Annotated in this window: 11 protein-coding genes; 5 read left to right on the top strand and 6 right to left on the bottom strand. The window is 67.9% G+C overall.

The features are described from left to right. The first annotated feature begins 9 nt into the window (after positions 1-9). Positions 10-2,529: a hypothetical protein gene (locus AB0I34_RS14645; RefSeq protein WP_360445061.1), complete on the top strand. Its 2,520-nt coding sequence runs from the start codon at positions 10-12 to the stop codon at positions 2,527-2,529. A gap of 109 nt (positions 2,530-2,638) precedes the next feature. Here AB0I34_RS14645 and AB0I34_RS14640 read toward each other — a convergent pair whose 3' ends face one another. Beyond that, complete coding sequence (locus AB0I34_RS14640; RefSeq protein ID WP_360445059.1) at positions 2,639-4,285, bottom strand: acyltransferase; 1,647 nt, start codon at positions 4,283-4,285, stop codon at positions 2,639-2,641. 86 nt (positions 4,286-4,371) lie between these two features. Between AB0I34_RS14640 and AB0I34_RS14635 the strand changes: the two genes are divergently transcribed. From AB0I34_RS14635 to AB0I34_RS14620, 4 genes are all read left to right on the top strand, one after another. Further along, complete coding sequence (locus tag AB0I34_RS14635; protein ID WP_360445057.1) at positions 4,372-5,457, top strand: LacI family DNA-binding transcriptional regulator; 1,086 nt, start codon at positions 4,372-4,374, stop codon at positions 5,455-5,457. Positions 5,458-5,672: 215 nt separating this feature from the next. Further along, on the top strand, positions 5,673-6,992 hold the full coding sequence (locus AB0I34_RS14630) for a sugar ABC transporter substrate-binding protein (protein WP_360445055.1): 1,320 nt from the start codon (positions 5,673-5,675) through the stop codon (positions 6,990-6,992). A gap of 91 nt (positions 6,993-7,083) precedes the next feature. After that, positions 7,084-8,067, top strand: coding sequence for a sugar ABC transporter permease (locus AB0I34_RS14625; protein WP_360445053.1), 984 nt, complete (start codon positions 7,084-7,086; stop codon positions 8,065-8,067). Continuing rightward, positions 8,060-8,899 carry a carbohydrate ABC transporter permease gene (locus tag AB0I34_RS14620; RefSeq protein WP_360445051.1) on the top strand — a complete coding sequence of 280 codons (840 nt, stop codon included), beginning with the start codon at positions 8,060-8,062 and terminating at the stop codon, positions 8,897-8,899. Before AB0I34_RS14625 ends, AB0I34_RS14620 begins: the two co-directional genes overlap by 8 nt. 144 nt (positions 8,900-9,043) lie before the next feature. On the opposite strand, the gene AB0I34_RS14615 is transcribed toward AB0I34_RS14620, so the two are convergent. Genes AB0I34_RS14615 through thpR form a run of 5 tightly spaced genes read right to left on the bottom strand, consistent with a single transcriptional unit; the run spans position 9,044 to position 13,795 of the window. Beyond that, positions 9,044-9,892 carry a hypothetical protein gene (locus AB0I34_RS14615; RefSeq protein WP_360445049.1) on the bottom strand — a complete coding sequence of 283 codons (849 nt, stop codon included), beginning with the start codon at positions 9,890-9,892 and terminating at the stop codon, positions 9,044-9,046. A gap of 31 nt (positions 9,893-9,923) precedes the next feature. Next, a complete protein-coding gene (gene efeB, locus AB0I34_RS14610; RefSeq protein ID WP_360445047.1) occupies positions 9,924-11,174 on the bottom strand; it encodes an iron uptake transporter deferrochelatase/peroxidase subunit in 1,251 nt (416 codons plus the stop codon). Next, positions 11,171-12,313: an iron uptake system protein EfeO gene (efeO, locus tag AB0I34_RS14605; RefSeq protein WP_360445045.1), complete on the bottom strand. Its 1,143-nt coding sequence runs from the start codon at positions 12,311-12,313 to the stop codon at positions 11,171-11,173. The genes efeB and efeO overlap by 4 nt, the downstream gene beginning before the upstream one ends. A 26-nt stretch (positions 12,314-12,339) precedes the next feature. Next, positions 12,340-13,185: an iron uptake transporter permease EfeU gene (gene efeU, locus AB0I34_RS14600; RefSeq protein ID WP_360445043.1), complete on the bottom strand. Its 846-nt coding sequence runs from the start codon at positions 13,183-13,185 to the stop codon at positions 12,340-12,342. A 46-nt stretch (positions 13,186-13,231) separates the two neighbouring features. After that, positions 13,232-13,795, bottom strand: a complete 564-nt coding sequence (gene thpR, locus AB0I34_RS14595; protein ID WP_360445041.1) for an RNA 2',3'-cyclic phosphodiesterase — start codon at positions 13,793-13,795, stop codon at positions 13,232-13,234. Between the last annotated feature and the right edge of the window lie 5 nt (positions 13,796-13,800).

Below are 13,800 nucleotides of genomic sequence, written 5' to 3'. Positions count from 1 at the left end.
TGGAGCCCTATGAACGAGCAGAACCCCGTCACCACCGGCCGCACCGCCACCTGGGCGATCGAGCAGCTCGTGCAAGCCCTGGCGGAGCGGGGGATCGCCGCCGACGATCCACCGGTCCGGCTGGCCACCCCCGACGAGGTCCCGGCCGCGGACCTCGCAGATGTGCCCGAGTCGTACGCCGTACTCCGTGTCGACGACGAGATCGTTGTCGTCAGCAACGATGCGACCGGCCTCCGGTGCGGTGTGCTCGAACTCGCGGACCGGGTCGCGGCCGGCCAGGACCTCGCCGGTACGACGCCCTTCGCCGAGCAGCCGGCCGTTCCCGTCCGGGGCGTGGTGCGGTCGTTCTCCAGCGTGGACGAGGATCTGTCCTGGTTCCACGACCAGCAGTTCTGGACCGAGTACCTGACCTGGCTGGCCGCTTCCCGGTTCAACCGGTTCCACCTGGCGTTCGGCATGCAGTACAACTACGGCGCCGATCGGCACGGCGCCACCGACAACTACCTGTGCCTTGCCTACCCCTTCCTGTTCGACGTGGACGGCTACGACGTACGGGCCGAGGGAGTCGGAGCAGATGAGCAGAAGCGCAACCTGGAGACGCTGCGCTTCATCGCCGCCGAGAGCAAGCGCCGTGGGCTGAAGTTCCAGCTCGGCCTGTGGAACCACGCGTACGACTACGGCCGGGACTCGGTCCACCGGTACCCGATCAGCGGGCTCGGCCCGGACAACCACGCGGCGTACTGCGGGGCCGGCATCGCCAAGCTGCTCACCGAGTGTCCCGACATCGACGGGCTCACCTTCCGGGTGCACTACGAGGGCGGCATCCCCGACGATCGGCACGAGATCTTCTGGCGGGCTGTGTTCGAGGGTGCGAACTCGGTCGGCCGGCCGCTGGAGATCGACATGCACGCCAAGGGGGTCGACCAGGCCCTGCTCGACGCCGTCGACCTGCCGAACCTGTCCCCGGTACTGTCCGCGAAGTACTGGGCCGAGCATGTCGGACTGCCGTACCACCAGGCCTCGATCCGGGCCAAGGAGACCGCCAAGCCGATTCCGCCCGGCCACGAGATGAAGGGCATCACCGAGTTCTCCCGCCGGTTCACCCGCTACGGGTACGGCGACTTCCTGCGCGAGGACCGGACCGTCGACCTGATGTTCCGGGTCTGGCCGGGCACGCAGAAGCTGCTGGCGTGGGGCGATCCCGCGATCGCGGCCGGGTACGGGCGGTTGTCGACGTTCGGTGGATCCCGCGGAGTCGATCTGTGTGAGCCCCTCTTCTTCAAGGGACGTCACGGCAGCGGCGAACCCGGCGGGCGCGACCCGTACATCCGCGACGACCTCCGGCTGCCCGGCAACCGGGAGTGGACCAAGTACCGCTACGGCTACCTGTTGTGGGGCAGGCTCCTCTACAACCCTGATGCCGAGCCCGAGACGTGGCAGCGCCACCTTCGATCGACGTACGGCGAGGCCGCGGCGGCTGTGGAGGACGCGCTGAGCCCGCTCAGCCGGATCCTCCCACTGGTGACAGTGGTCCACGGTGTCGGTGGATCGAACAACGGCTACTGGCCGGAGGTGTACCTCAACCTCCCGATCTCGTCGCGGGTGCACTCGGATCACTACGCCGGCGACACCGACCCCCCGGCGAACTGGGGTGGCGTCAGCCCGTTCGACCCGACCACCTTCTACGGCATCGACGAGTACGTCGCTGCGCTGGCCGGCCGCCGGCTCTCGGCGAAGTACACGCCACTGGAGGTGGCCTCGTGGATCGAGCAGTTGGTCGCCGACGGACAGCAGGCCCTCGACCGCGCCACCCAGGTCGTGGACCAGTCGGACGCACAGGTTCGCCGGGTCGTGATCGATCTGGAGATCCTGGTCAGGATGGGCCGGTTCTTCGCCGGCAAGTTCCGGGCCGCGGTCGACTACTCGATCTTCCGGACCACCGAGGACGTCAGCTCGCTGGAGTCCGCACTTCGGCACTATCGAGCCGCACGGGACGCGTACGCCGAGATCCCGGGCATCGTCGACGGCGTCTACCAGACGGATCTGCGGTTCGGGATCGAGGCCTCCGAGCACGGCCACTGGGCGGACCGAATCCCGGACATGGACACCGACCTGGCGGCCCTGGCCGGCGAACTGCAGGAGGCAGCAGGCACGAAGCCGGCCGCAGCACTGCTGGCGGCACCGGAGCGACCAGCCACGCCTGGCGTGGACCACACGGCGCCGGAGAGCTTCGACCGCGGCGAGCCGGTCACGCTCTCGCTGGAGGTGGGTGCTCCGACCGTGGTCGGCGCGACACTTCACTACCGGCACGTGGACCAGTCCGAGTCCTGGCAGCAGGTCCCGATGGAGCTGTCCGGGCAGACCCTGTCCGGCACGATCGACGGCGACTACACGGCATCGACGTACCCGCTGATGTACTTCTTCAGCGTGCTGCATCGTGACGGCGGGCAGGCGCTCTACCCCGGTCTGGCCGCCGACCTGTCCAACCAGCCGTATGTCGTCCTGGGCTCCTCGACCGTCAGCGGATGACCGCTGCGATCACGACGATCGCGACGAGCGCTGCCAGGACGACAGAGGTGACGAGTCGACGGGTGCGGGGGTCCACTGGTTCAGGCTAGTGGACCCCCGTCCGGGCGGATCACCCCAGTGGGTAGTTGCTGACCAGCGGCTCGGGGCGGTGGACGCCGCGGGGGCGGTAGCCGAGGGCGTCGGACAGGCCGACGTAGTCGGACAGCAGCCAGATGATGGCCAGCCACATCTCGGTGCCCTGCAGACCGGGGATCGCACGGTCGTCGGTGCCGTCGGGCGCGAAGGCGAACCCTTCACCGTCGATCCAGCGATCCAGGATCCGGCTGAGCTGACCCTCGGCCCAGCGCTTCCCCTCGTCCAGCCCGACGCTCGTCTGCTTGCGCGCCAGCCACAACGGGTGGATCACGTCCAGCACGTTGCAGGAGTTGTAGTTGTCGCCACTGAACATCCGGCGGTCGTTGCTATGGGCAAGCACAGTCTTCACGGCCTGCTCCGGGTAGGGCAGCGGAAGACCGAACTGCGCATACGTCCCACGGGTCAAGCGGTAGAAACCGTTCACGACCTGCAACCAGCCATCGTCCGGATGAGGCTGACCCCACGCACCGCTCGACGGATCGGCTCGGACCGTCAGCCAGCCGAGCAGCGTCATCAAGGGCCCGGTTTCCTTGTGGTCATGGAGATTCCGGGCGAGTGCGGTGCCCAAGGCATCGATCGCGGAACCCGCCGACCAGGCGTGCCGCGCCCACGGCAGACGGTCGAGTTCGCCCGGCTCGAAGTCGGTCCGGATCGGGTGCTCGAAGCTGCTGTCCAGGACCTGCAACGCGTACCCGACGCACAGGATGTGATAGCTCGCCGGCCCTTCCAGCACAGCGAGTTTCACGTCGGACGGGACCTCCAGACCGACGTCGGCGAGGTCTCCCGGTGCGACCAGCCCGGTCTTCGGGTCCTGCCGCGCGCGGAGGCGGCGTACCAGGTCGTCGCGGGTGTGTCCTGCGGGAGTACGACGGAGCAGTACGTCGGCGATCTCGATCGCGTCGCACCACGGGCGGATCGCAGGTTCGTGATCGAGCCCCGGGCGGTCGACGAAGCGCTCGCCGTCCCAGCAGCGGGCCAGTACGTCGTCCACCTGGTCACGCGCCTTGGCGGCGAAGGCGGTGAGGCGCGAGGCCAGATCAGACGTGGGCGCCACCGAAGCGCCGGACTCGCGGGACCGGAGCACCCGGGCCGGATTGCCGGCCACGACCGTGCCGGCCGGAACGTCCTTCGTGACCACCGCGCCGGCACCGATGATCGAGTGCGGTCCGACCGTCACCCCATCCAGGATCGTCACGTTCGAGCCGATCCAGACGTCGTCACCGACCGTGATGCCGAGCGCCGTGTGCGGCTGCCGGAAGATCGGCTGACCCGGCGCGGTGCCGTGGTTGAACGCGAGCAGCGACGTATGCGCCCCGATCCGAACGCCGTCACCGATCGTGATCCGGCCGCGCACCGCCGAGAACGGATTGATGGTCGAGTCCGATCCCAGCGCGATGTGGCCGGTGACGTAGGCGTGCGCCGCGATGTACGACCGCTCCCCCATCTCGAGCTCGTCGCAGTACACCGCGGCCGACTCGGCGACGTACGCCGTGCCGGCGAGCGTGAGCGATCCGCCCAGCCGCCGCTGCCGCTCGGCCTGCCGTTCACGCTCCTCGTCGGTGGCGATCCGGTGGTACTCCCAGGGCAGGAAATCGAGTCGCAGCGGCTCAGCAGATGTCATGGGATAACGCTATCCAAGACTCGCGATTCGCGCCTGGCCAAAACCGGCGCTGCTACTCTCCCGTCTGTGCGGGGTAGGGAACAACCATGACGACACCCGGATCCTTGGCCGGCGGTGAGACCGCTGACGACGGTCCGGCGAGCAGTGGTGGGCGCCGGAGTCACCGAGTCACGATCAGCGATCTCGCGCGCCTTCTGCAGATCTCGAAGGCGTCGGTCTCATACGCGCTGAACGGCCGGGCCGGCGTCAGCGAGGAGACCCGGCAGCGGGTCCTCGCGCTGGCCGACGAGCTCGGCTTCCACCCCAACTCGGCCGCCGTCGCGCTGTCCGCCAGCCGGACCCGGACGATCGGCATCGTGATCGCCCGCGACCCGGCGCTGATCTCGACCGAAGCGTTCTACATGCGCACCCTCGTCGGCATCGAGCAGTACCTGAACGAGGTCGACTCGTCGCTGCTGCTCCGGCTGACCGGCGAGCACGGCGAGGACCTCGCCGTACTGCGGCGATGGTCGCGGCAGGGGCGGGTCGACGGGTTCATCCTGTTCGACGAGCACGACGACGATCCGCGGATCCCGCTGCTGCAGGACCTCGGAGTGCCGTGCGTGGTGGTCAGTTCGAACGCGCCGAACGACCAGGCCGGCCGGCTGATCAGCTCGCCGGAGGAGACCGTCACGCTGCTGCTCGACCACCTGGCCGGGCTCGGGCACCGCGACATCGCGCACATCAGCGGGCCGTTCACGTTCGTGCACGAGCAACTGCGGGTGCGGATGCTGCACGAGCACGCCGAGCGGCGCGGGATCCGGGTCCGCCACATCGAGGGCAGCTACCGGTACGACGACGGCGCGGAGCAGACCCGGCTGCTGCTGACCGGGCCGAACCCACCGACCGCGATCGTGCTCGGCAACGACCTGATGGCGGTCGCCTCGCTCCGGGTCGCGATGGACCTCGGTACGGCGGTCCCCGGTGAGGTCTCGATCCTGGCCTGGGACGACTCGCCCCTGTGCGAACTGGCCCGGCCCGGCATCACCGCGATCGACCAGAAGACGATGGAACGCGGGCGCGCCGCCGCCGACCTGCTGTTCCGGGTCGCGGCCGGCGAAACCGACCTGCACGAAGAAGCACCGGCCGGCGAACTGCGGGTGCGGGAGTCGACCGGGCCGGCGAACTCCTGACGGCGGTCTTTGAAGACTCTGTGAATTCGGGCGGATCCGGAGTGTGTCGGATTGCGCTTGCCCGGCCGGAGGTGAAGGTTGGTCGGGTCACGAGGTAGTAACGAACACGCCTCTACTGAACCGGTTAGGGTTTCGAAACTTAACCGGTTAGGCCACTATGGGGCCGATCCGCCTTCACAGGTCCGTGGAGGCTCGACGGGACGAGGGAGTCCGACGTGAGACTGCGTTCGCTTGTAGCCGCGGCAGCGGTGACCGCCTTGGGAATCAGCCTGGCCGCCTGCGGTGGCAGCGACTCAGGTGATTCCTCCGACGGTGGTTCGGGTGGAGACCAGACGCTGACCTACTGGGCCAGCAACCAGGGCACCAGCCTGGACAACGACAAGGAGGTGCTGACCCCGGTCCTGCAGAAGTTCACCCAGGACACCGGCATCAAGGTCAACCTCGAGGTGATCGGCTGGAACGACCTCCAGACCCGGATCCAGACCGCCATCACCTCCGGCCAGGCGCCGGACGTGGTCAACATCGGCAACACCTGGGCCGCCTCGCTGCAGGCGACCGACGCGTTCCTGCCGTTCGACGGCGACGCGATGAGCGCGATCGGTGGCAAGGACAAGTTCGTGCCGACGGCCCTGGCGACCGGCGGCAAGGAGGGCACCGACCCGACCTCGGTCCCGCTCTACGGTCTGGCCTACGGCCTGTACTACAACAAGGCGATGTTCGCCGCGGCCGGCCTGCAGCCGCCGAAGACCTGGGAAGAGATGGTCACCGACGCGCAGAAGCTGACCAACCCCGCGAAGAAGCAGTGGGGCATGGCGCTGGCGGCCGGCAGCTACACCGAGAACGTGCACTTCGCCTTCATCAACGCCGCGCAGAACAAGGCCGACTGGTTCAACAGCGACGGCAAGCCGACCTTCACCGGTGACGGCAACGTGCAGGGCGTCCTGCGGTACCTCGACCTGATGCAGAAGGACAAGGTCGCGAACCCGTCCAACGCGCAGTACGACAACGGCACCAAGTCGGTGAACGACTTCGCCACCAAGAAGGTCGCGATGGTCATCAACCAGAACAACGCCGACTCCTCGATCGTTGCCAACGGCATGAAGGCCGGCGAGTACGGCGTCGTGCCGTTCCCGGCCCCGTCCGGCGGCGAGCAGGTGGCCAGCCACGTCGCCGGCATCAACCTGTCGGTCTTCAAGAACACCAAGCACAAGGACGCGGCGCTGAAGTTCGTCAAGTACATGACGGACGCGACCACCCAGACCACGCTGGGCAAGCCGTTCGCCTCGCTGCCGGTGCTGAAGGACGCCAAGCCGGTGTTCACCACCGACGCGACCGAGGCCGCGACCTTCGCCGACGTGTACAACACCAAGTCCAAGCCGCTGCCACTGGTTCCGGCCGAGGACCAGTTCGAGAGCACCGTCGGCAAGGCGATGAACACCATGTTCGCCAAGATCGCCACCGGCGGGACGGTGACCGCCGACGATGTGAAGGCGGCCCTGAAAACCGCCGAGGATCAGGTGGCCGCGAGTAGCTGACGCCACGCCCAGTGGCCCGGACGACGCCGTCCGGGCCACTGCCCGCGTCAGCCCAGCACCGATCCCGACAAGACAGGAGGCGACCCAGACGATGTCCGTCGCCACATCCGAAGCACGGCCGGCAGCCCAGGCCAAACCCGCGAAGAACAAGAAGCGCGGCCCGGAGCACCGGCCCGGTCTGAACCGGTGGCTGCCCTACCTCCTGCTGGCACCGGCGGTGCTGGCGGAACTGCTCATCCACATCGTCCCGATGTTCGTCGGCATCTGGATGAGCTTCGTCAAACTGACCAAGTTCTACATCGCGAACTGGTCCGCCGCGCCGAGCGCCGGGCTGAACAACTACAAGGTCGCCCTGGACTTCAACAACGCGGTCGGCGAGGGCCTGCTGAAGTCGTTCGGGGTCACCGTCGCGTTCTCGCTGATCACGGTCGGGCTCTCGTGGGTGTTCGGGATGGCCGCGGCGGTCGCGCTGCAGCCGCAGTTCCGGGGCCGCAGTCTCGTCCGTACGCTGTTCCTGGTCCCCTACGCGTTACCGGCGTACGCCGGCATCCTGACCTGGAACTTCATGCTGCAGCGTGACACCGGCGTGGTGAACCACGTGCTGGTGGACAACCTGCACCTGAGCTCCGACCGGCCGTTCTGGCTGATCGGCAGCAACGCGCTCGTCTCGCTCATCACGGTCGCGACCTGGAAGCTGTGGACGTTCGCGTTCCTGACCCTGATGGCCGGCCTGCAGAGCATCCCGCGGGATGTCTACGAGGCGGCGGCGGTGGACGGGGCCGGCAACCTGCGGCAGTGGCGCAACATCACGCTGCCTTCGCTGCGGCCGGTCAACCTCGTGCTCGTGCTGGTGCTGTTCCTGTGGACGTTCAGCGACTTCAACACGCCGTACGTGCTGTTCGGTACGGCGCAGCCGCCGGCCGGTGACCTGATCACCTTCCACATCTACAACGCGTCGTTCCTGACCTGGAACTTCGGCACCGGTGCGGCGATGTCCGTGCTGCTGCTGATCTTCCTGATGATTGTCACCGGCGCCTATCTGCTCATCACGGGAAGGAGGTCGCGCCGTGCGTGAGACCAGAGGCTTCAAGGTCTACCGGGGTGTCGTGCTGGTCGTCCTCGGGCTGTTCGTGCTGATCCCGCTGTACGTGATGGTCACCTCGTCGCTGAAACCGCTGAAGGACGTCCAGGGCGCCTTCACCTGGTGGCCGTCGAACCTGACCATCGCGCCGTTCGTGGACATGTGGAAGACGGTCCCGCTGGCCCGGTACTTCGTGAACAGCACGGTGGTCTCCGTGGCCGCGACGGTGCTGTCGGTGGTGCTGGCGATCCTGGCCGCGTTCGCGGTGTCGCGGTTCAAGTTCCGCGGCCGGACCGTGTTCACCACCACGGTGCTGTCGACGCAGATGTTCCCCGGTGTGCTGTTCCTGCTCCCGTTGTTCCTGATCTTCGTGAACATCAACAACTCGTTCGGGCTGCAACTGGTCGGCACGCGGCTCGGGCTGATCATCACGTACCTGACGTTCAGCCTGCCGTTCTCGATCTGGATGCTGGCCGGGTACTTCGACAGCATCCCGAGGGAGCTGGACGAGGCGGCGCTGGTGGACGGCTGTGGCCCGATGGGCGCCCTGTGGCGCGTCGTACTCCCGGCCGCGCGGCCCGGTGTCATCGCGGTCGCGATCTACTCGTTCATGACCGCGTGGGGCGAGGTCCTGTTCGCGTCGGTGATGACAACAGAGGCCAATCGCACCCTGTCCGTCGGCCTACGCCAATACTCAACCCAGACGAACATCTACTGGAACCAGATCATGGCCGCCGCCCTCGTGGTCAGCGTCCCCGTGGTGATCGGCTTCCTGCTCGCCCAACGACACTTCGTCGCCGGCGTCACCGCAGGCGCGGTCAAGTAGCCCGTCCCCTCCCCCGGACCAGGCTCCCCGTTTGATGGGCTGACCCAGCAGAGTGTGGGTTGACCCGCCGCATGCAGTGGGCGAACCCACCCGGTGATGGGTCAGCCCATCAAACGGGGAAGGTGTCACTCAGGGTCGTCCGGCCTACTCCCGCCCGAAAATGGAGACATCGGCGGACCAACTCGTGGCGGACTTGTTCCCGATGGTGAGACTCAGCTGGGTCGGCTTCGAGCAGCTGACCTCATAGCCGGAGATGGTGGTCGGCGCGGGGCAGACCGTCAGGTTCTGCTGGACCCAGGCGTTGACCTGCGTCCGGACCTGCTCATCGGGGAACATCGCGGCGAGGACGAAGGGAAGGTCCGCCCGCAGCTTGGCGAGGCTCTGCGGCCCGCCCTGCGGGAAGCTGCCATCGCCGGTGCTGTAGGTCGCGAACGAGAAGTTGCCGACGACCGTGTCGTCGCGCAGCGCGCTGTGCAATGACAACTCGTACTCCGATCGCCCGGTGACCTTGCTCTTGGTGCACTTGTAGCGGTCGGCGCCATCGGTCGCGCACTTGTACCCCTTGGCCTTTGCTTGCGCCATGACCGCGGTCAGCTTCACGCCCGGGAAGCAGCCCAAGCAGTCCTCGACGGTACTGCTTGGCGAGGCTTGGCCCGACGACGACGTAGTGCTGCTCGGCGTCCAGGCGCTGGGCGACGTCGGGCCGCCGGCCGAGTCGTCGGAACCGCCGGTCAGCTGAACGACGATGAGGCCCAGACCGGCGACGAGCACGACCGCGCCCGCCACGGCCAGCGCGATCAGCCCGCCGCGCCCGCGCCGCGGCGGTGGGCTCGGGTACGGCGGTCCCGGATAAGACTGCCCCTGGTACGGCGGCCGCCCCGGGTAGGGCTGCTGTCCCGGATACGACTGCTGCGCCGGATAGGGCGGCTGCCCTTGATACAGCTGCTGCCCTGGGTACGGCGGCTGTCCGCCGGGATTCTGCCGGTCGTCCATCGGCCTCAATGTACGAGGTCAACGGTTCAGGTCAGGCGAAGAGCTTCTCGCCCCAGTAGGAGCCCGGGGTCACGCCGGCCGGGCAGGCGAAGATGCCGGAGCCGACGTGGTGGATGTACTCGTTCATCGTGTCGGTACGGGCCAACTGGTTCTGGATCGGGATGAACTGCTTGCGCGGATCCCGCTGGTAGGCGAGGAAGAACAGCCCCGCGTCCAGCCGGCCGAGACCGTCCGAACCGTCGACGAAGTTGTAGCCGCGGCGGAGCAACTCGGCACCCTTGTTGAACTGCGGGTGCGCCAGCCGGACATGCGAGTCCATCGGGACCTTCGGTTCGCCGTCGGAGGTCTTGGCGGCGAAGTCGATCGCGTCGAACTCGTCCGCCTTGCCCAGCGGCGCCCCGGTGCCCTTGCCCCGGCCGATGATGGTCTCCTGCTCGCCCAGCGACGTACGGTCCCAGATCTCGATGTTCATCCGGATCCGCCGCGACACCAGGTAGGAGCCGCCGACCATCCAGTCCGGGCCGTCCTCCGGCTGCACCCACAGCTGCTGCTCGAGCTTGGCGGTGTCCTCCAGCTTGAGGTTGTTCGTGCCGTCCTTGAAGCCGAACAGGTTGCGCGGGGTCGCCTGTGCTTTCGACGTGGACGACGTCCGGCCGAACCCGAGCTGCGAATAGCGGACCGCGACCCGGCCGAACCCGATCCGAGCCAGGTTGCGGATCGCGTGCACCGCGACCTGCGGATCGTCCGAGCACGCCTGTACGGCGATGTCGCCGCCGGACCGGTTCGGGTCGAGGTCGTCACCGATGAAGTGCGGCAGATCGACCAGCGCCTTGGGACGCTTGGCCGCCAGCCCGAACCGCTTGTCGAACAGCGAAGGCCCGAACCCGATGGTCAGCGTCAGCCGGGCCGGCGGCAGGCCGACCGCCTCACCGGTGTCCTCCGGCGGTGCCTCATCCGGTCCGTTCACCGCGCCGTACTGGCCGATGTCGCGACCAGCTGTCATCAGCGCGGCCGCGGCCGTCCACTCCTTCAGCAGGGCGATCAGGTCGTCCCGGTCGGTCGTGGTCACGTCGAATGCGGCGAAGTGCAGCCGGTCCTGGACCGGCGTGACGATCCCGGCCTGATGCGGTCCGTGGAACTCGACCGGGCCGGTGTTGTCCGCGGCCTGCGACTCCTCGCCGGTCAGCGCGGAGTGCGCGGCGTACCCGGCGACTCCGGTGGCCACGGCGACACCCGCCGCGCCGAACAGGCCACGGCGGGAGATGCCTTTACGTTCGGTCATTTCTTCGCGATCACTCCCGCAACCTTGCTGACCGGCTCGGCCAGACCGTCGACGACCCGGCTGAGTTCCTTCTTCTCCGCCTCACTGACCTGGTACGGCTTGAAGCCGTCGCCCACGCGGTACTTGTCGACCGCGGCGAAGACCGCCTTGAAGTTGGTGTCGAGCGAGGCGACCAGCGCCGCGTCCCGGGCCTGCAGGGCCGGGCGGAGGGCCTGGACCGCCGCCTGCGAACCCTCCACGTTGGCCTGGAAGTCCCACAGGTCGGTGTGCGAGTAGCGGTCCTCCTCACCGGTGATCTTGCCGGTGGCAACTTCGTCCAGCAGTTCCTTCGCACCGTTGGCCAGCTGCAGCGGGTTGAGCTTGACGACCTTGGCCTTCGCCACCACCGTCTTCACGTCGGCCAGCAGCTGGTCGGCGTACTTCTCCATGCCCTTGGTGGTGTTGGAGACCCAGAGCGCCTGCTCGATCCGGTGATACCCGGTCCACTCGGTACCCGGCTCGACGTCGTTCACCCGGGCGTCGATCTTCGGGTCCAGGTCGCCGAACGACTCCGCGACCGGCTCGATCCGCTCCCAGTACGTCCGCGACACCGGGAACAGCTCCTTGGCCTTGGCCACGTCGCCGGCCTTCACCGCGGTGACGAACTCGGTGGTCTTCTGCTCCAGCGCGACCGCCTGCGAGTTCACGTACCGCTGGTAGCTGTCGGTGGCCTGCTTCAGCAGGGTGTCCTCGTCCACCTGGGCCGGAGCGTCGCCGGCGACGGTGAGGTCGCCGCGGATGCCGTCGCCGACCATGCCGGGCTTGCAGACGGCCTGGTACTTGCCGGTCGGCAGCTCGACGATCAGGTCGCGCTTCAGGCCGGGGCCGATGTTCTCGACCTCGCCCATGACCCGGTCACCCTCGGCGTACACGTAGAACTCGGTGACCTTGCTGCCGCCGTTGGAGACCGAGAAGGTGCTGGTCCCGGACTTCACGTCGCGGCGGCTGAGGTCGCACGACGAATCGCTGGCCTTGACCGACACCGGTCCGGTGCCGTCGTCGGCGGAGGCGGCCGGCTTGTCATCCGCACAGCCGGTCAGCGTGGCGAGCCCCAGTACTGCGCCGAGAGCGATGACCCCGCGGGTCGTGGACGTGAACATGCTTCTCCTGGACGGTGAGGTGGGAATCAGGCCGCTTCGGCGGTCTTGGCCGGTACGGCCGGCGGCGTGCTGGTCTTGACCGGGCGGAAGTACAGCACCAGCACGGGGACGAGGTACGCCAGCCACGCGACCGCCTCGAGGACGGTCGGCGCCGGGTTGAAGTTGAAGATGCCCTTCAGCAGTACGCCGTACCAGCTGTCCGGCGGAATCACGTGCGAGATGTCGAAGGCGAGGTGCTGCAGCCCGGGCAGGATGCCCGCCTCCTGCAGGTCGTGGAAGCCGTAGGCGAAGATGCCGGCCGCGACCAGGATCAGGATCGCGCCGGTCCACTTGAAGAACACCGCCAGGTTGACCTTCACCGCGCCGCGGTAGATCGCGACCCCGAGCAGGACCGAGGTGGCCAGGCCGAGCAGGACGCCGACGAACGGTACGGCGGTGGTCGCGGTGGCGGCCGACGCGTACACGATGAAGGCGGTCTCGATGCTCTCCCGGAACACCGCCAGGAAGGCCAGGATGACGACGGCGCGGGCGCCGACCTCGAGCGCCACGCCCATCCGGTCGCGCAACTCCCTGGCGATGCTGCGCGAGGCCTTGCGCATCCAGAAGATCATCCAGGTGACGAAGCCGACCGCGAGGATCGACATCACGCCGCCGACGGTCTCCTGGGTGGTGAACGACTTCGCGGTCAGCGCGGTGACGAACTGCAGCAGACCCCAGGCGGCGGCAGCGACGGCCAGCGCCGCGGCCACCCCGATCCAGACCAGTTTGAGTCGATCCCGATGTCCTGACTTGACCAGGAAGGTAGCGAGGATGCTGACGACCAGCGATGCCTCGAGGCCTTCACGGAGTCCGATCAGATAGTTCGCGAGCATGGCGGGGACTCTTTCACGTCATTAGGTACGGCTAACCTTCCTGAGGTTAACCTAAGAAGTCCCATTCGCCTACTGCGGTGTACGCCGCACTCTGCCCAGGCCCTTCGCCGAGCCGGGACTCGATCAGGCGCACCGATCCCGCTGTCCAGACGGGTCCCTCGTACGCATCGAAGATCCGCACCCAACGGGTCACGTCGACCGGCCGCCGCAGCCGGGCCAGGGTCAGATGCGGTGTGAACTTCCGGCCCTCCACCATCACGCCGGCACGGTTCGCCGCGGACCGGGTCGTCATCGCCAGGTGCGACAGCGACTCGGTGTCGTCGCGGACCCCGGCGTACAGAACGCGCGCGTCGGGCACGCCCGGAAAGGCGCCCGCTCCGGTCACCTGCACCTCGAACGGCTTCTGCCGCTTCGCGGCCCCCTCCAGCCGCTCCCCCAGTTCATCGGTCTTCCAGTCCGGCACGTCGCCCAGGAACGCCAGCGTGATGTGCCAGTGCTCGTCCGCGGCCCATCGGATGTCGTCATCCGGATGCTGCCGCCTGGGTTCGACGAACTCGCTCAGATCCTCCACTACCTCGAGAGGTGGCACGACGGCCACGAACAATCGCATCGCAG

It is taken from the genome of Kribbella sp. NPDC050281 (assembly GCF_040655855.1).
Classification (GTDB): domain Bacteria; phylum Actinomycetota; class Actinomycetes; order Propionibacteriales; family Kribbellaceae; genus Kribbella.
This window is presented reverse-complemented; position numbering and strand designations above follow the sequence as displayed.

Bases quoted from the DNA above. Each gene is read 5' to 3' on its own strand.
- AB0I34_RS14615 (WP_360445049.1), bottom strand. From the start codon at position 9,892: ATGGACGACCGGCAGAATCCCGGCGGACAGCCGCCGTACCCAGGGCAG.
- efeU (WP_360445043.1), bottom strand. From the start codon at position 13,185: ATGCTCGCGAACTATCTGATCGGACTCCGTGAAGGCCTCGAGGCATCG.
- AB0I34_RS14645 (WP_360445061.1), top strand. From the start codon at position 10: ATGAACGAGCAGAACCCCGTCACCACCGGCCGCACCGCCACCTGGGCG.
- AB0I34_RS14635 (WP_360445057.1), top strand. From the start codon at position 4,372: ATGACGACACCCGGATCCTTGGCCGGCGGTGAGACCGCTGACGACGGT.
- efeO (WP_360445045.1), bottom strand. From the start codon at position 12,313: ATGTTCACGTCCACGACCCGCGGGGTCATCGCTCTCGGCGCAGTACTG.
- efeB (WP_360445047.1), bottom strand. From the start codon at position 11,174: ATGACCGAACGTAAAGGCATCTCCCGCCGTGGCCTGTTCGGCGCGGCG.
- AB0I34_RS14625 (WP_360445053.1), top strand. From the start codon at position 7,084: ATGTCCGTCGCCACATCCGAAGCACGGCCGGCAGCCCAGGCCAAACCC.
- AB0I34_RS14640 (WP_360445059.1), bottom strand. From the start codon at position 4,285: ATGACATCTGCTGAGCCGCTGCGACTCGATTTCCTGCCCTGGGAGTAC.
- thpR (WP_360445041.1), bottom strand. From the start codon at position 13,795: ATGCGATTGTTCGTGGCCGTCGTGCCACCTCTCGAGGTAGTGGAGGAT.